Genomic DNA, 17227 nt, shown 5'->3' with positions numbered 1-17227 from the left:
ATCGCATTTGAAGTTACAAACCTTACATAGACTTTTTTCAGGATGAAATTACTCTAACAGTCACAACCAAACGATTGCCCACACAAACAAGTAAAGGAATACACTCATGCTTTATGAACAACGACTTGAATTTATCGAATCACTGCCCTTGTTGCCACCCACTATAATACCGCGGAGCTTTGCCAATCTTTCAAAAGACACCCCACCCCATGACATCAACAAACCAACTGCCAGTGTAATGCCCGACACGATAAACGCATTTCTTCCCGGCGTCCCGCAGCCGATCATTGACGACGTCAATCTATGCAAGTTAGTCATGCAGTATGCCGCCACCAAAAAATACCCAGAGGAGAAACAACTATTTGAGTGGTATAAAGAATATATTACCGGCCTTTCAAATATTGGCTGGGTGTTCCAAAACAAGGATATTCAAGAGACCACCATCAGGAGAGTCGGCCTGACGATGGACCAGGTTGCCCTTGAGGTTACCAGCAGCCTGCTCACTCCTGGCGCCGCTGTCGTTCTGTCAAAGGTCGCAAAACAAGCTGTAGAAACCGTGCAAAAAAGCCCAAAGGCTATCGAAATCTTCAATCGCGACTTCAAACTTGGCGCCCAGGCCAAGTTCGACATTGCGCCGGTCTGGCTCGATAACCACGGCCAAGCGAACATGGTCCTTAACTGCGTCTCCCTCGATGCACGAGAAAGTACCCGTGGCATCTTGTTCTGGAAGTCCACAAGACAGTCCACCTCCATAAAAACCGGTGCAGTGCGGATGTATCTGAACAACAGTACCTTCTCGGGAATACGAGCCAAGCTGATAAGCAGGTACACCGATGCCGCCAGCAAGTACATTGACAACCTGCCTGACTTTTAAACAACTTCATCTTTAAGTTGGTAAAAACTGTCAATTTAAAAACCCACTGACAACTGTCGAGCCACTTAACATGGAAACATCAATCTATGACATCTACCTGATCAGCGGCAACATCATCGTCTTTTGTGGCAATCACACAAAGACCTTTAAAAATGATGTTTTGAATTCAAGCCTTCTCGGCGAACTCGTATCGACTTCGAAACACCAAAATGATCGGGAACAGCTATTATCCAACTATGTCACTACCGTGGGCCGACTGGGTTGGATTGAAAAAAGCAGAGAGTTCAGGCACTACGACTTTTCCGCGAAGAGCCTTTTACAAGTTATCGAATCAGTCACGGGGTCTACTCTGAGCAAAGAGGAAAAACAAGCACTGCTTAACGCCTTTCTTCAGTTGAAGAAGCTGTCTTCGCAATCGCCGGTTATTCAACTCATTCTCGATAGACTTCAAGCCAATGCATTTACTCCATGCATTGAGAACACCTGTTTCCCCTCGACAAAAAAAACGATTGCCACTTCAACTCGACTGACCATCGTTCGCAACAATGCAAGCATCATTACCCTGCAGGCGGCATTCAAGACAGCCGATGCAATCAGCATCGACATCCTGGATCAACCCGTTCTCAACGCCATCAAGGATGGAAAGTCCAACATGTGGTTGTTGGTCAGTTCGCTGGATGAGCGCGAGTACGATAAGGTCAGAGCGACTGTCATAAAAAAAATAGGCAATCGCATCCACACTGACTTGCTGCATGTTCCAATACCCAATTGGGTGATTTGAACAACCGATGCTGTTTAGATGAACAAACTGTAGGAGCGAGCTTGCTCGTGATGCATTCAAGAGCACCGTGTTTAGCCAGCACATACGCGTAATCGTTAACGACCATCGCGAGCATGCTCGCTCCTACAAAAGACAACATTCGCGCATCAGTTTTTTACAGTCTTCGGCGCCTTGCCCGCCTTCATCTGCTCCAGCAACGGCGCACACTGATTCGGTTCGCCCGCGCTCGGAGCCACCAGCGCCAATAACCCCGCCGCCGGTGCGGCAATCACGCCCAGCGCCACCATCCCCGCCCCGCGCAGCATCAACGGTACGGCCTTCACCCCCGCATCGGGCTTGATGAACTTGCCCCTCACATACAGCGGCGAACGCAACGAAATCAGCCGCCAGCCTTTGGATTCAGGAGTGATCGTCAGGTCCAACTGTTCGGTCGCCATGTTTGCGGTGCCATCGATATAAATGATCGCGTTCTCGGTATCGAAGACAAACAGACGCGTGGTCGCCAGCCCTGTCTTGATATCAAAGTCAGCAGCTGCGCAGTTGATCTTCACTTCCTTGTCGCCAAAAATCTTGCCAACTACATAGTTGCCGACGTTCAGCCCAGCCAGTTCCATCAGTTCGCGACTGATGGCGCCATCGTTGATCAGCAGCTTAAGGTTGCCACTGGCACTGCCCAGCAATTTGGCCACCGAGTTACCGCGCCCGCTGATATCGGCATCACCATTAAGCTCGCCAAAACTGGTTTTCATCGGCTCGAACGTCGGGAACAGTTGCTTGAGTTTGAACCCACGAGCGGTGAGTTTTGCGTTGCCCTCCAGGGGTTCAGTGCGGCCGTTAAGTTTAATCAGTGCATCCAGCTTGCCTCCCGCCACGCCAAAACGCAGCGGCTCAAGACTGAGCACACCATCGGTGAGCACCAGGTGTGTGTAGAGATCATTGAACGGCAGTTTTTCGCTGTGGACGATGCGTTTGCCGGTGAACTCGACATCGGCATCCATATCGCGCCAGCGCTCGGTCTTGAACTCCTCGACTGGAAGCACCTTGTCCGCAGGCTGCTTGCTCTCGCCTCCCCTGGCCTCTTGCTTGGCATTGGAGTCGGCGCCGATCAACGGCGCCAGGTCGGCAAACAACAACTGATTGGAAAGCAGGGACCCGCTGAGCTTCGGCCGCGGCTGGCTGGCGACGTAGCTCAAGCTGCCATGGATATCGCTGGCGCCGATCTTGCCGTTGAATTCCTCATAGCGAAACACCGCGCCGCCAGGCTCATGCAGCTTGGCGATCAAGTGACCGTCAGTGGCATACGGCGGCGTATCCGGCAGGGTCACGCCGGTCAGCGGATAGAGGTTGCCCAGGCTGTTACCCGCCAGCTTCAGGCGCAGATCCAGAGCCCCCAGGTTCATTGGGTCAGTCAGGGTGCCGGCCAATTCGACACTGGTGTCGGCGACCTTTACTTGAGCCTGCAACGGAAACGGTCGCGCGGCGTCCTGCAAGGCCAGCAGGCCTCCAACCTTGCCCTGCCCGGTCAGTTTCTGGCCGTGATACTGGCCTTTGACCTTCAGAGCAAATGCATAGTCCTGAGGCACTGCACCCTTCTCTTGTGCCGCTTTCGCGGTTTTATCACCGACGATCTCACTGAACGGGATCGGCTTGCCCAACGGGTCGATCAATAAGTCGAGCTGGGTCTTCAAGTTCTGGTCATCGAGAGTGACATGGCCTTTATCGAAGCCGATCGCGCCAATGTCCACCACCCACGGCGAAGGTTCGGCGTTCGGGTCTTTCGGATCGAATTTGAACGTCCAGTTGGCGCGGCCGTCGGCCAGGCGTTGCAGCTGGGCATTGGGTTCGGTGAGGTCGATGCGTGGGATCACCACCCGCTGCGCCATCAAGGCCAGGGGTGAAATACGCAGCTCCACACGCTTGAGGCTCGCCATTTCTGGCGTTTTCGACCAGTCAGGATTGCCCAGGCTCAAATCTTCGGCCACCACATGCGGCCAGGGCACCCAGGCACGCCAACCACCCTCATCGAGCTCGCGCCGCCAGACCACCGCCAGGTTGCCATTGATGGCGAACGGTCGGTGCAGTTCTTCGGAGACCTTGGCATTGAGCGGTGGTTTGATCCGGTTCCAATCGAAGAACACGATGATCAGTACCAGTGCCACCAGCAGAACAACGAGGCTTGAGAAGGTCCAGGCGAGAATTTTGTGAGTGCGCGTCATTGCACAGGGCTCCTGATACGACTGAGCGCCCCGACTGCGACGCACTTTGGAAACGCTGGGCCAGAACCGGCCCGCTATGGAATCTACGACTGAAAAACGGTCCGCAGGTTTAATCAAAAAGCCGATTTTGCCGAAATCACACGCTTGTTTGCTGCTTTTCCTTAACCTCTCGCGTTACCGCACTCGCACTTTTGCGTGGCGTAAACGTGTCGAAAATACCCACCTCGGTGCACCGCAAAGGCCCGGTTTGCAAGGCCTGCAGAGAACAATCAATTCTGTTGATTATTAACATTGCGTTTATGAACTTTTATATCGACTTATCGAGAGTAGCATTGCCTTCGTACCCAATTTATTGCCTTGCTACGGAGCACCCCGATCATGAAACGCCAAATACTAATAAGCCTTACCCTTTCCATGCTGGCCGGCACTGCTTTCGCACTGCCTGCCGCCGACCAAGCCACTCCACAAGTCAAAGTCAGCCACTCGGTGTTCAGCCAGACCTTGGCGGAAGGTGGTAACGATCGCCTGAAAGAAAAAGGCCTGATCACTCAAGATGGCTACGATAAAACCCCACAAGGTCAAACCGTTGCCGCTGATGGCTACGACAAAACTCCACAGGGCCAAACCATTGCCTCTGACGGCTACGACAAAACCCCACAAGGCCAAACTGTTGCCTCTGACGGCTACGATAAAACCCCACAAGGCCAAACTGTTGCCGCTGACGGCTACGACAAAACTCCACAAGGCCAAACTGTTGCTGCTGACGGCTACGACAAAACCCCACAAGGCCAAACTGTTGCTGCTGACGGCTACGACAAAACCCCACAAGGTCAAACCGTTGCCGCAGATGGTGGTGACCGTGTCATCGAACGCAACAGCGCTATGAGCTAAGCCCATGGCCGCCCTGAAAAAAAGCCCAATCACCGGATTGGGCTTTTGACTGTCTGGCGCTTCACTTTGTAATTGCAACATCTCCTCGCTTGAACCTCTATCGTCGTTCGACGCCGACAAACCCGATTTGCTAGAGTGCGTCGCTCTTTTATTCCAGAAAACGTCCTTGCGATGCTGCCTCGCGCCGAACAGAAACAACAAACCCGCAACGCCCTGATGGACGCTGCTCGCCATTTGATGGAAGGCGGTCGAGGATTCGGCAGCCTGAGTCTGCGTGAAGTGGCGAAAACCGCCGGGATCGTCCCGACCGGTTTCTATCGGCATTTCGCCGATATGGACGAACTGGGCCTGGAGCTGGTCAGCGAGGTCGGCCAGACCTTTCGCGAAACCATCCGCCTGGTACGGCATAACGAGTTTGTCATGGGCGGCATCATCGATGCGTCGGTGCGGATCTTTCTCGACGTGGTCAGCGCCAACCGTTCGCAATTTCTGTTTCTGGCCCGCGAGCAATATGGCGGTTCGCTCCCTGTGCGGCTGGCCATTGGCCGTTTACGCGAAGACATCAGCTCGGACCTGGCGGCCGACCTGTCGCTGATGCCCAAGCTGCAACACCTGGACCTCGCCGGCCTGAGCGTCATGGCCGACCTGATCGTCAAAAGCGTGTTCGCCACCTTGCCGGACATCATCGATCCGCCGGCCGAGGCGCTGCCTGAGCATCTGACGCCACAGGCAAAGATCACCCAGCAGCTGCGGTTTATCTTCATCGGCCTCAAGCACTGGCAAGGACTCGGCAGTACCGAGTGACGCCTGAAAAGATCGCAGCTTTCGGCAGCTCCTACACAGATCACATCCCTCTGTAGGAGCTGCCGAAGGCTGCGATCTTTTTTTGTGCGCCACCTATTGGTGCACCCGAATAGTTACCGCACCAAATCTACGCGCTTTTCTGCATCCTTTTAGACACGAACTACGTTTCCCACAGCCATTTCCTACGCCTGTCGCCGATTGGCAAGCCCCTTGCTCTAGCCTGTGCATCGTCCATTGCTGGAAGCTTTCCGATGCTGGTGATTCACCGCAGAATCGACCCTCAACCCGTCTGGGCCGCCGAGTTGCACCTGACGTTCGAAGCCCGGAGCAAAAGCCGTTTGCGCTGTTTCAGTGCCGAGGGCGAAGACGTCGGGTTGTTTTTGGAGCGTGGTCAATCGCCCCTGCATGACGGCGAATGCCTGCAAGCCGAAGACGGGCGCATCGTCCGCGTTTGCGCCCGTCCCGAACAACTGCTGCACGTCACCTGCGCCAATGCCTTTGAATTGACTCGAGCCGCCTATCACCTGGGCAATCGCCACGTCGCCCTTCAGGTGGGCGACGGCTGGCTGCGTCTACTCGACGACTACGTGCTCAAGGCCATGCTCGAACAACTCGGTGCCACCACCGAGCACATCGAAGCCCCATTCCAACCCGAACACGGCGCTTACGGCGGCGGTCATCATCATTCCCGCCATGGCGATGAAGACTTTAACTACCCGCCCAAACTGCATCAGTTTGGCGTGCGCCTGTGAACCCGGCCTGGGCATTGTTACGCCTGGCCAGTCCGCAACTGCCGATTGGCGGCTACAGCTATTCCCAAGGCCTGGAAATGGCCGTGGAAAACGGTGTGGTCAACGACCCCAACAGTGCGCGGCGCTGGATCAGTGATCAATTACTGCTCAATCTCGCCCGTTTCGAAGCGCCGCTGCTGCTCGCCCATTGTGTGGCCGCCCAGAATGAGCACTGGAGCGAGTTACTGCGACTCTGCGAAGAACACCGTGCCAGCCGGGAAACCCGCGAGTTGCATCAGGAAAGCCGGCAGATGGGCTACTCCCTCCAGCAACTGCTCAACGGCTTGCCGGAGCTGGATACCAGCGCCCGCGCCTTCCTCCAACAACGATCCGAACCGCATCTGGCGCTGGGCTGGGCCCTTGCCGCCCGCGCCTGGCGGATCAGCCCGCAGGATGCGCTGGCCGCGTGGCTCTGGAGCTGGCTGGAAAACCAATTGGCGGTGCTGATGAAAACCCTGCCGTTGGGCCAACAGGCGGCCCAGCGCCTGACCAGCGAATTATTACCGCTGTTGCAGCAGGCCCAGCAGAACGCAACGACCCTTAACCCCGAACACTCTGGCAGCGCCGTTTTCGGCCTGTCCCTGACGTGCATGGCCCACGAACGCCAGTACAGCCGTCTGTTCCGTTCCTAAACCCCTTTTTTTGGCCGCCCTATTTGGAGAACCACATGAACACACAACCCCTGCGCGTCGGCATCGGCGGCCCGGTCGGCTCCGGCAAAACCGCCCTGACCCTGGCGCTTTGCCTGGCTCTGCGTGACCGCTACAACCTAGCCGTGGTGACCAACGACATCTACACCCGCGAAGACGCCGACTTCCTGGTGCGCAACCAGGCCCTGGCACCGGAACGCATCATCGGCGTGGAAACCGGTGGCTGCCCGCACACGGCGATCCGTGAAGACGCCTCGATCAACCTCGAAGCCGTGGATCAATTGAACCGGCGCTTTCCGGGCCTGGACCTGATTTTGGTGGAGTCCGGTGGCGATAACCTGTCGGCAACCTTCAGCCCGGAACTGTCCGACCTGACCATTTACGTGATCGACGTTTCCGCTGGCGACAAGTTGCCGCGCAAGGGCGGGCCGGGGATCTGCAAATCCGACCTACTGGTAATCAACAAAATCGACCTGGCGCCACTGGTAGGCGCATCGCTGACCTTGATGGACAGCGACACCACCCGCATGCGCAACGGCAAGCCATTCGTCTTCAGCAACCAGAAAACCGGCCAGGGCCTGGAAGACATCATCGCCTTCATCGAACGTCAGGGCTTGCTGACGGCGGCCTGATTCACTTATTCACAAGGAAGCTAATCCATGACACTGAAACGCATTCTGGGCGCCATGGCGCTGTTGCTGACCCCGGCCATTGCCTTCGCCCACCCGGGACACGGCGACAACGGCTTGATCGCCGGCGTCAGCCACCCGATCGGTGGCCTCGACCACTTGCTGGCGATGCTCGCCGTCGGCCTCTGGGCGGCACAACACAAAGGCGCCGCTCGTTGGGCGCTGCCGTGCACCTTCGTCGGCACCCTGCTGCTTGGCGCAATGCTGGGTTTCGAAGGGCTGAACCTGCCGGCGCTGGAAAGCGGAATTGCCGCGTCCGTATTGGCGCTGGGGCTGGCGGTGGCATTGGCGGTGCGTCCGCCATTGAGCATGGCGCTGGTGGCGACGGCGTTGTTTGCGCTGTTTCATGGCGTGGCGCATGGGCTGGAATTGCCGGATATGTCGAACCCTTGGGCCTATGCAATAGGCTTTGTGGTGGCGACGGCGGCGTTGCATGGTGCGGGGTATGCGGTGGTGCGGGTTTTGCCTCAAGCAGCGGCACCGTTGGTTCGGCTGGCGGGAGCGGCCTCGGCGGCGACCGGGGCCTGGTTGTTGGCGGGTTGATTCTGTAGCGCTTGTGATGGCCTCTTCGCGGGCAAGCCTCGCTCCTACGGGATTAATGTTGGATCCCAAATGATTGGGACGATCCGTCATTCCGGGATTGATGTTGGATCACGAATGATTGGGACGACCCGTCATTCCGGGATTGATGTTGGACCCCGAATGATTGGGACGACCCGTCATTCCGGGATTGATGTTGGACCCCGAATGATTGGGACGACCCGTCATTCCGGGATTGATGTTGGACCCCGAATGATTGGGACGATCCGTCATTCCGGGATTGATGCTGGATTCCGAATGATTGGGACGACCCGTCATTCCGGGATTGTTGTTGGACCCCGAATGATTGGGACGATCCGTCATGCCGGGATTGATGTTGGACCCCGAATGATTGGGACGACCCGTCATGCCGGGATTGATGTTGGACCCCGAATGATTGGGACGATCCGTCATTCCGGGATTGATGTTGGACCCCGAATGATTGGGACGACCCGTCATGCCGGGATTGATGTTGGACCCCGAATGATTGGGACGATCCGTCATTCCGGGATTGATGTTGGACCCCGAATGATTGGGACGACCCGTCATGCCGGGATTGATGTTGGACCCCGAATGATTGGTACGACCCGTCATGCCGGGATTGATGTTGGACCCCGAATGATTGGTACGACCCGGAATCCGTAGGAGCGAGGCTTGCCCGCGAAGGCGGCCTGACAGACACCATGGCTCTCAGGCCTGCTAACATGTCGCGCAATCAACCCTGCCGTGACGACGCCAGCCAATGCCGCAAGCCCCCCGCTCCGCCTCCCAGCCTGAACTGACCGCCCTGTTCACTTCGGTGCAGCAGCACTTTCTGAACGTGATCGTGCCGCTTTGGCAAGGCCCGGGCTGGAATGCCGACATGGCACTGCCCTATGAGGCGCTGGATGCCGGACACCAGCCGCTGCCGCCCCAGCGTTACCGCGCCATGGCCTGTGCACGACAGCTGTATCTGTTCGCCAGCCTGATCGGCCAGGTGCCAGCGGCAGAAGAACGTGCAGCGGCGCTGTTCCGCTCGTTGCAGCGGCATTTCCACGACGCCGAGCATGGCGGCTGGTTCTACAGCATCGACCCGCAAGGCGCGCCGCTGGATAAGCGCAAAGACCTCTACACCCACGCCTTCATTCTGTTCGCCTGCGCCCATTATTGGAAAAAAGTCCGCGAGCCACTGGTCGAGTCAGTGCTCAATGCCGCCCTGGAAGTGATCTCGCGACAGTTCGCCACCGGCGATGGTCTCTATGAGGCCAATCTCGATCGCAACTGGAACACGCTGGAAACCGGCCCACTGCAAAACCCGTTGATGCACCTGGCCGAAGCCTTCCTCGCCACCTTGTCGGTACGTGAAGACCTCGCCGTGCAGCGGGCGCTGGTCGAGTTATGCACAGCCATGCAGAAGCGTTTTATCGATCCGCAACACGGCGTGTTGATGGAAAAACCCTTGGGTGCTGTGGATAACTGGTTCGAGCCTGGGCATCAGTTCGAGTGGTATTTCCTGCTGGAGTCGTCCGACCTGCTGCGCGGTTCGAAATTGCACGCCTCGCTGTCGCAGGCGTTTGCCTTCACAGAGCAATTGGGGGTCGATCAACAGACCGGTGCCGTGCGCGCCATGCTTGACCTCGGTCCGGATGGCGGTTCGCGCGACGCGACCCAGCGCATCTGGGCGCAGGCTGAGTACTTGCGGGCATTGACCTTGCGCCCAGATAGCGAGGCGGCTGTCTTGCGTCAATTGCAAGCGTTGCAGCAACGTTCGCTGCACGCGGGGGGCTGGTATGAGTGCCGTGACGAGCACGGAGAAGTGAGCCGCAGGGACATGCCGTCGACCACGCCTTATCACCTGGCGACTTGCTACGCCGGGTTGGCTGAATATCTTCGTTGACTGTGAAATCGCCTTCGCGGGCAAGCCTCGCTCCTACAGGTTATGCAAATTCACTGTAGGAGCGAGGCTTGCCCGCGAATGGCCGTTATGCGGTCTTACGCCTTGCCACCACTGCGATCGATCGCAAACCCGGCCCAGCTCTGGCTTACCGGCATCAGCTCCAGGCTGTTGATGTTGATGTGTGCCGGGGCATTGAGAATCCAGAAAATGGTGTCAGCGATGTCTTGGGGCTGGATCGGCTCGGCACCGGCGTAGGTGGCGTTGTAACGTTCCTGGTCACCGCCGAAACGCACCAACGAAAACTCACTCTCGCACAGACCCGGCTCGAGGTTACTGACGCGTACGCCTGTGCCTTGCAGATCACAACGCAAGCTCAGGGAGAACTGCTGGACGAAGGCCTTGGTCCCGCCATACACATGGCTGCCCGGATACGGATAATTGCCGGCGACCGACCCCAGGTTGACGATCCCGGCACCACGACCGTGGGCAATCAGGCGCGGCAGCAGCAAGCGGGTGCTGTACATCAAGCCCTTGATGTTGGTATCGACCATGGTGTCCCAGTCGTCCAGGCTGCACTTGGGCGCCGGATCTGCGCCCAGGGCCAGCCCGGCATTGTTGATCAACCCACGCAGCTTGGCGAAGCTCGGCGGCAGGTTCGCAATGGCGTCTTCCATAGCCTTGCGGTCACGCACGTCCAGCACTAGGCCATGCACTTCGGTCTGCTTCGACAGTTCGGCGCACAGCGCGTTGAGACGGTCTTCACGACGGCCGGTCAGCACCAGTTTCCAGCCAGCCTCGGCAAAACGACGGGCGCAGGCTTCACCAAAACCGGAGGTCGCGCCGGTAATAAACAGGGTGTTGGACATCGTGTTCTCCTTGCGTCGGCTGAGGGTCAGCCATTGGAATGGAAATCAGCAGGCAGCATGCCCGGCCAGGCTCTTACCGGCAACCATGTTCCTCTGTAGGCGCTGCCGCAGGCTGCGACCTTTTGATCTTGAAACATAAAATCAAAAGGTCGCAGCGTGCAGCAGCCCCTAAAGGACGGTGCTTACTGTATGAAATTTGATCAATCCCTGTCAGGCCTTACCCTGTATGGCTTACAGCGACATGCGCGCATGTTATCCACAGGCCGGTCCACAGTCTCTGGGGGCAAGTGAAAAAGCTGCAAGCCGCTATCCACAAGGCTTTGCGAGCAATTTGAAAACTTTTTCGCTTGACCCTCATCGGCCTACCGTGTAGCCCTTGGCTATTTTCCCGACCGGGCGGTCAAATCAACGATGGCCGCAAGCCAGTAACCACGGCCTTCAGCCCAGTCTTTCCAGAGTTTAATCACAGACTTATCCACAGGGTTGTTCACACCGGATTGCAGCTGTTTCACCCTCAAGAAAATAGTTGACAAACCCTGCGTCAAGCCTGGCAAAAACGCTTGATCAAAAAACAATCACCGCCCTGAAAGCCTCGTAAATAAAGGCTCTCAGCCAGCTACCACCACGTTATTCACAGCCAGTTCCACAGCAAACGGGGACAAGTCAAAACCGTGAGAAAACAGCAATTTGCAGCGGTTTTATGTCGCAGCTTGGGAGCTTGCGAATATTGTTTTCCACAATTCCCCGAAACCACACCTATCGCCCCCCTGTGGGAGCGAGCCTGCTCGCGAAAGCGGTGTATCTATACCAATGATGTTGAATGTGCCGCCGTCTTCGCGAGCAGGCTCGCTCCCACAGGGAATTGGCAGAGGATTTGCGGCATAAAAAAGCCCCGGCGATTGCTCGTCGGGGCTGTGGGTATTTTAAGAACGAATCAATGCCCGCCGAGATAGGCGTTACGCACATCCTCGTTGACCAGCAGTTCCTTACCCGTGCCGCTCATGCGGATCTCGCCGTTGACCATCACGTACGCCCGGTCCGACAGCCTGAGGGCGTGGTTGGCGTTTTGCTCCACCAGGAAGATGGTCATGCCGGTCTTCGCCAGTTCCCGCAGGGTGGCGAAGATCTGTTTCACCACGATCGGGGCCAGGCCCAGGCTTGGCTCGTCAAGCAGCAACAGCTTCGGCCGGCTCATCAATGCCCGGGCAATGGCGAGCATTTGCTGCTCGCCGCCGGACATAGTCATGGCGCGTTGGGTACGCCGCTCTTCGAGCCGTGGGAACAGTTCGAACATGCGCTGCATGTCTTCCTTGGCGTACTTGTCGCCAATTGGAATGGTGCCCATCAGCAGGTTTTCCTCGACCGTCATGTCGGGGAACACCCGCCGACCTTCCGGCGATTGTGCGATGCCGTTGGACGCGATGTAGTGCGACGACTTGTGGGTGATGTCCACGCCCTGATAAAGAATCTGCCCGTCCGCCGCCCGCGGCTGACCGAAGATCGACATCAGCAGGGTCGATTTGCCGGCACCGTTCGAGCCGATGAGGCTGACAGTTTCACCTTCGTTGATGTGCATCGACACGCCCTTGAGGGCCTGGATCGGACCGTAGAAAACATCAAGGTCCTTGAGTTCGAGGATGGGTTGACTCATACCACCTCCTCTTCGTCGGCGCCCAGGTAAGCGGCAATCACTTTCGGATCGTTGCGGATGTCGTCGGGACCGCCCTCGGCGATGACGACGCCGTGGTCCAGCACCACGATGTGGTCGGAAATGCTCATTACCATGCCCATGTCGTGTTCGATCAGCACCACGGTCAGATCGTGCTCGTCGCGCAGCAGCCGGATCATCGCGCTCAGCGCTTCGGTTTCCTGAGGGTTGAGGCCGGCGGCCGGTTCGTCGAGGCAGATGATCTGCGGACGGGTGCACATGGCCCGGGCAATTTCCAGGCGGCGTTGCTGACCATAGGACAATTCACCGGCCAAGCGGTTGGCGCAGTCCACCAGGTCCACCACTTCCAGCCAATAGAACGCATGGTCCAGCGCATCGCTCTCGGCCTTGCGGTAGCCCTTGGTGTTGAGGATGCCGGCCAGCATGTTGCGGTTGACCCACATGTGCTGGGCCACCAGCAGGTTTTCCAGCACCGACATTTCCTTGAACAGGCGAATGTTCTGGAAGGTCCTCGCCAGCCCGGCACGGTTCACCAGGTGGGTGCCACCAAAAGCCTTGTAGAACAGTCGACTGGCGAAGGATTTCGGCGAGACGAAGTCGGTCGGTTTGAACGACTCACCCAGCAATTTGATGACGTTGGTTTGCTGGCCGCGCACGTTGAGTTCGATCTTGCCGCCGGAGGCTTTGTAGAACCCGGTCAGGCAGTTGAACACCGTGGTCTTGCCGGCGCCGTTGGGGCCGATCAGGGCGAAGATCGAATTGCGTTTGACCTTCAGGCTGACATCGTTCAACGCCTTGATGCCGCCGAAGTGCATCATCAGTTTTTCGACACTGAGTACGACTTCGCTCATGGCGCTACTCCTTTACGCGGGGCCACACCGGTACGGCTGATCCGAATCAGGCCGCGCGGTCGCCAGATCATCATCAACACCATCAGGATGCCGAACAGCAGGACGCGGTATTCGGCGAAGCCACGCAGCAGTTCCGGGGCCACGGTCAGTACGAAGGCTGCGATCACCACACCAATGGTCGACCCCATGCCGCCCAATACCACAATGGCGAGGATCAGCGCCGATTCGAAAAAGGTGAACGAGGTCGGGTTCACAAAGCCCTGGTAGGTGGCGAAGAACACACCGGCCAGGCCCGCCGTCGAAGCACCGATGGTGAACGCCGAGAGTTTCACCAGCACATGGTTCAGGCCCATGGAGCGGCAGGCGATTTCGTCTTCACGCAGGGCTTCCCAGGCACGGCCGACCGGCATGCGGGTCAGGCGGTGTTTGATGTACAGCACAGCCAGGACCACCAGGAACAACACCGCGTAGATGAAGTAGTACTTCACGTCCGGGTTGTAGGCGATGCCGAAGAACTCGTGGAACGGCACGCCGCCATCCTTGGCCCGCTTGCCAAACTCCAGGCCGAAGAACGTCGGCAGCGGTGCCGGCATGCCGTTCGGGCCGCCGGTCAGGCTCAGCCAGTTGTTGAGGATCAGGCGAATGATTTCACCGAAGCCCAGGGTCACGATGGCTAGGTAGTCGCCGTGCAGGCGCAATACCGGAAAGCCGAGGATGCAACCGGCCAGGCCAGCGGTGATGGCCGCCAGCGGCAGCACGGTCCAGAACCCCAGCCCCAGGTACTGATAACCGAGGGCCAGACCGTAGGCACCGATGGCGTAGAACGCCACGTACCCCAGGTCGAGCAGACCGGCCAGGCCGACCACGATGTTCAGTCCCAGCCCCAGCAGCACGTAGATCAACCCGAGGATGACCACGCCCAGCAGGTAGGAGTTGGAGAAGAACGGCAAGATCACGGCGATGACGATCATCAGCGGGATGATCCAGCGCAGGCGCGACTTGTAGTCGGGAGGCAGTACATGCACGCCGGAGCCGGTGCTCTCGAATCCCTCGAGAATGCGCAGGCCCTTGGGGGTTTGCAGGAACAGGCTCAAGGCAAAGCGGCCGGCCATGACGATGGCGACAATCCAGGCCACGCGGGTCGATTCCAGATTGAAGCTGTAGCCGTCGAGCACGACACCGACAATCGGGCCGAACACGATCAGGGCAATGAGGCCGGCAAGAATCGCGTCAACCAGGCTTGTTTTGAGATCAATGGTTTTATGAGTGGTTGAGGACATTGCTTACACCTTCGACACAAGAGGACGGCCCAGCAGGCCCTGGGGCCGGAAGACCAGAACAAGTACGAGCAGCGAGAAGCTGAACACGTCTTTGTAGTCGGAGTTGACCAGGCCCGAGAACAGCGACTCGGAAATCCCGAGGATGATCCCGCCCAGCATGGCACCCGGCAGCGAGCCGATCCCGCCGAGTACCGCAGCGGTGAAGGCCTTGATGCCGATGACGAAACCGGCATAGAAGTCGAACGTGCCGTAGTTCATGGTGATCAGCACGCCGGCCAGGGCCGCCATCGCTGCACCGATGATGAAGACGTAGGAAATCACCCGGTCGGTGTTGATCCCCAGGATCGAAGCCATCTTGCGGTCTTGCTGAGTCGCGCGGCACATGCGGCCGAGCTTGGTGTACTTGATCACATAGGTCAGCAACGCCATGCCGACGAATGCGGCGACCAGAATGAAGATCTTGGTGTAGGTCAGTTGCACGAAGCCCGTGCCTACGTCGATGCGCCATGCACCGGTCAGCAGTGTCGGCACGCCTTGTTGGCGGGCGCCCTGGCTGATCTGGGCATAGTTTTGCAGGATCAGGGAAATCCCGATGGCGCTGATCAGCGGTGCCAGTCGGGTGGAGTTACGCAGGGGTTTGTAGGCGATGCGTTCGATGACCCAGCCATATACCCCGGTGACGACAATGGTGAACACCAGTGTGCCGAGCATCAGCAGAGGGAAGGATTCAATACCGAAGTACGCCAGCAGAGCCAGACTGATTGCCGCGAGGTAAGCGGAAATCATGTAAACCTCGCCGTGGGCGAAGTTGATCATGCCAATGATGCCATAGACCATTGTGTAGCCGATGGCGATCAGGCCATAGACCGACCCGAGGGTCAGGCCGTTGACCAGTTGCTGCAGGAAAATACCATCCATAACGCAATCTCACGCACTTGAGAGACTGCACAGAAGCCGCCGACATCGGACTGGGGTTCAGCCGCCGACGCCATGCGCGTTGTGTGCAGCTCTACGAGAAAAGACAAACGAGCAATGATTGATTCCAGCCTGCTGAGGAGAACGCTCTGTGGCGAGGGGATTCATCCCCGTTCGGCTGCGTAGCAGTCGCAGGTCCTATGACCACGGTGTATCAGAAACACCGTGATCACAGGTCTTGGGGCTGCTACGCAGCCCAACGGGGATGAATCCCCTCACCACAAGCAGATCAGCAGGTCAGATCACTTCTGTTTATCCAGTTGATGGTATTTGCCGTTCGCGTCCCACTCGTAAACCACGTAGTCGGAGACTTTCAGGTCGCCCTTGCTGTCCCAGGTCTTCTCGCCCATGACGGTTTTGACCGGGTTCTTCTTCAGCCATGCAGCAGCGTCTTCGCCCTTGTTGGACTTGGCGCCGTTGAAAGCGGCTGCCAGGGTCTGAACCGAGGCGTAGGCGTACAGGGTGTAGCCTTCAGGCTCGGTGCCGGCTTTGCGGAACTCTTCTACTACGGTCTTGCTGTCGGGCAGCAGGCGAGGGTCGGCACCGAAAGTCATCAGTACGCCGTTGGTGTATTGCGGGCCACCAGCGGTGGTCACCAGTTCGTCGGTCACGATGCCGTCGTCGGACATGAACTTCACGTCTTTGAGGCCTTCGGTACGCAGTTGTTTAACCAGTGGACCGGCTTCCGGGTGCAGGCCACCGAAGTAGACCACGTCGGCACCGGCCGCGCGGATCTTGGTAACCACGGCGCTGAAGTCTTTTTCACCCCGAGTCAGGCCTTCATACAGCACTGGCGTTACGCCGCGCTTGACCAACTGGGCCTTGGTGGCGTCAGCCAGGCCTTGGCCGTAGGTGTCCTTGTCGTGCAGCACGACAACCTTTTTGCCCTTGAGCACGTCGACGATGTAGTCGCCAGCCACGATGCCTTGCTGGTCGTCACGACCGCACATGCGGAACATGGCGCTCAGGCCGCGCTCGGTCACCTGCGGGTTGGTGGAGCCTGGAGTGATGGCGATGATGCCCGCTTCGTCGTAGATCTCGGAGGCCGGGATGGTCGACGAGGAGCAGAAGTGACCGACCACGCCGGCGACTTTCTGGTTGGTCAGGTCTTTGGCGACCGTCACCGCCTGTTTCGGTTCGCAGGCGTCATCGCCCTTGACCAGTACGATTTTCTCCCCGTTCACGCCGCCCGCTGCGTTGACCGCATCGGCCGCCGCTTGTGCACCCTTCATGTACTGTTCGCCAAATGCCGCGTTGGCGCCCGTCATTGGACCCGCTACGCCGATCTTGATGTCGGCCTGAGCAAACGCAGAAACACCCAACGCAGCTGCCACTGCGAGGGCCAGAAAGCCTTTCTTGTAAAACGTCTGGGACATGAGGTGGTGCTCCATGGTTTTTTTAATTGGCACTGCGACTTCACTGAATGCTCAGAGCA

Annotated in this window: 17 protein-coding genes; 9 read left to right on the top strand and 8 right to left on the bottom strand. The window is 57.9% G+C overall.

Translation table 11 applies throughout. The features are described 5' to 3' along the window. Positions 1 to 106 precede the first annotated feature (106 nt). Both ABTV22_RS02685 and ABTV22_RS02680 read left to right on the top strand, forming a co-directional pair. Complete coding sequence (locus ABTV22_RS02685; RefSeq protein WP_433738443.1) at positions 107 to 874, top strand: hypothetical protein; 768 nt, start codon at positions 107 to 109, stop codon at positions 872 to 874. Between the two features lie 70 nt (positions 875 to 944). Then, the gene (locus ABTV22_RS02680) at positions 945 to 1655 is read left to right on the top strand and encodes a hypothetical protein (protein ID WP_433738442.1); all 711 of its coding nucleotides are present in this window, start codon (positions 945 to 947) and stop codon (positions 1653 to 1655) included. Between the two features lie 146 nt (positions 1656 to 1801). Here the strand turns inward: ABTV22_RS02680 and ABTV22_RS02675 are convergent, their stop codons facing one another. Next, complete coding sequence (locus ABTV22_RS02675) at positions 1802 to 3871, bottom strand: AsmA family protein (protein WP_433738441.1); 2070 nt, start codon at positions 3869 to 3871, stop codon at positions 1802 to 1804. Positions 3872 to 4249: 378 nt separating this feature from the next. Between ABTV22_RS02675 and ABTV22_RS02670 the strand changes: the two genes are divergently transcribed. The 6 genes from ABTV22_RS02670 (at position 4250) to ABTV22_RS02645 (ending at position 8239) form a co-directional block, all read left to right on the top strand. After that, positions 4250 to 4762: a hypothetical protein gene (locus ABTV22_RS02670; RefSeq protein WP_433738440.1), complete on the top strand. Its 513-nt coding sequence runs from the start codon at positions 4250 to 4252 to the stop codon at positions 4760 to 4762. Between the two features lie 171 nt (positions 4763 to 4933). Continuing rightward, entirely contained in the window at positions 4934 to 5566 is a 633-nt protein-coding gene (locus ABTV22_RS02665) for a TetR family transcriptional regulator (RefSeq protein WP_433738439.1), read from the top strand. A 251-nt stretch (positions 5567 to 5817) separates the two neighbouring features. Beyond that, on the top strand, positions 5818 to 6318 hold the full coding sequence (gene ureE / locus ABTV22_RS02660; RefSeq protein ID WP_433738438.1) for an urease accessory protein UreE: 501 nt from the start codon (positions 5818 to 5820) through the stop codon (positions 6316 to 6318). Further along, positions 6315 to 6989: an urease accessory protein UreF gene (locus ABTV22_RS02655; RefSeq protein WP_433738437.1), complete on the top strand. Its 675-nt coding sequence runs from the start codon at positions 6315 to 6317 to the stop codon at positions 6987 to 6989. Before ureE ends, ABTV22_RS02655 begins: the two co-directional genes overlap by 4 nt. 35 nt (positions 6990 to 7024) lie before the next feature. After that, a complete protein-coding gene (gene ureG / locus ABTV22_RS02650; RefSeq protein WP_034149659.1) occupies positions 7025 to 7639 on the top strand; it encodes an urease accessory protein UreG in 615 nt (204 codons plus the stop codon). Positions 7640 to 7666: 27 nt separating this feature from the next. Continuing rightward, entirely contained in the window at positions 7667 to 8239 is a 573-nt protein-coding gene (locus ABTV22_RS02645) for a HupE/UreJ family protein (protein WP_433738436.1), read from the top strand. Between the two features lie 108 nt (positions 8240 to 8347). On the opposite strand, the gene ABTV22_RS02640 is transcribed toward ABTV22_RS02645, so the two are convergent. Next, on the bottom strand, positions 8348 to 8869 hold the full coding sequence (locus ABTV22_RS02640; protein WP_433738435.1) for a hypothetical protein: 522 nt from the start codon (positions 8867 to 8869) through the stop codon (positions 8348 to 8350). A gap of 148 nt (positions 8870 to 9017) precedes the next feature. Here ABTV22_RS02640 and ABTV22_RS02635 point away from each other — a divergent pair, with 148 nt between their 5' ends. Further along, positions 9018 to 10151, top strand: a complete 1134-nt coding sequence (locus tag ABTV22_RS02635) for an AGE family epimerase/isomerase (protein ID WP_433738434.1) — start codon at positions 9018 to 9020, stop codon at positions 10149 to 10151. 95 nt (positions 10152 to 10246) lie between these two features. Here ABTV22_RS02635 and ABTV22_RS02630 read toward each other — a convergent pair whose 3' ends face one another. The 6 genes from ABTV22_RS02630 to ABTV22_RS02605 form a co-directional block, all read right to left on the bottom strand. Further along, positions 10247 to 11017 carry an SDR family oxidoreductase gene (locus tag ABTV22_RS02630; RefSeq protein WP_433738433.1) on the bottom strand — a complete coding sequence of 257 codons (771 nt, stop codon included), beginning with the start codon at positions 11015 to 11017 and terminating at the stop codon, positions 10247 to 10249. 934 nt (positions 11018 to 11951) lie between these two features. Continuing rightward, positions 11952 to 12668 (bottom strand): ABC transporter ATP-binding protein, encoded by a 717-nt coding sequence (locus tag ABTV22_RS02625; RefSeq protein ID WP_433738432.1) that lies wholly within the window; start codon positions 12666 to 12668, stop codon positions 11952 to 11954. Then, positions 12665 to 13537 carry an ABC transporter ATP-binding protein gene (locus ABTV22_RS02620; RefSeq protein WP_433738431.1) on the bottom strand — a complete coding sequence of 291 codons (873 nt, stop codon included), beginning with the start codon at positions 13535 to 13537 and terminating at the stop codon, positions 12665 to 12667. The genes ABTV22_RS02625 and ABTV22_RS02620 overlap by 4 nt, the downstream gene beginning before the upstream one ends. Beyond that, positions 13534 to 14817, bottom strand: a complete 1284-nt coding sequence (gene livM, locus ABTV22_RS02615) for a high-affinity branched-chain amino acid ABC transporter permease LivM (protein WP_433738430.1) — start codon at positions 14815 to 14817, stop codon at positions 13534 to 13536. Before livM ends, ABTV22_RS02620 begins: the two co-directional genes overlap by 4 nt. A 3-nt stretch (positions 14818 to 14820) precedes the next feature. Beyond that, positions 14821 to 15735 (bottom strand): ABC transporter permease subunit, encoded by a 915-nt coding sequence (locus ABTV22_RS02610; RefSeq protein WP_433738429.1) that lies wholly within the window; start codon positions 15733 to 15735, stop codon positions 14821 to 14823. Positions 15736 to 16034: 299 nt separating this feature from the next. After that, positions 16035 to 17168, bottom strand: a complete 1134-nt coding sequence (locus ABTV22_RS02605; RefSeq protein ID WP_433738428.1) for a branched-chain amino acid ABC transporter substrate-binding protein — start codon at positions 17166 to 17168, stop codon at positions 16035 to 16037. Positions 17169 to 17227 lie beyond the last annotated feature (59 nt).

It is taken from the genome of Pseudomonas putida, assembly GCF_050990305.1.
In the GTDB taxonomy this organism is placed as follows: domain Bacteria; phylum Pseudomonadota; class Gammaproteobacteria; order Pseudomonadales; family Pseudomonadaceae; genus Aquipseudomonas; species Aquipseudomonas putida_AH.
This window is presented reverse-complemented; position numbering and strand designations above follow the sequence as displayed.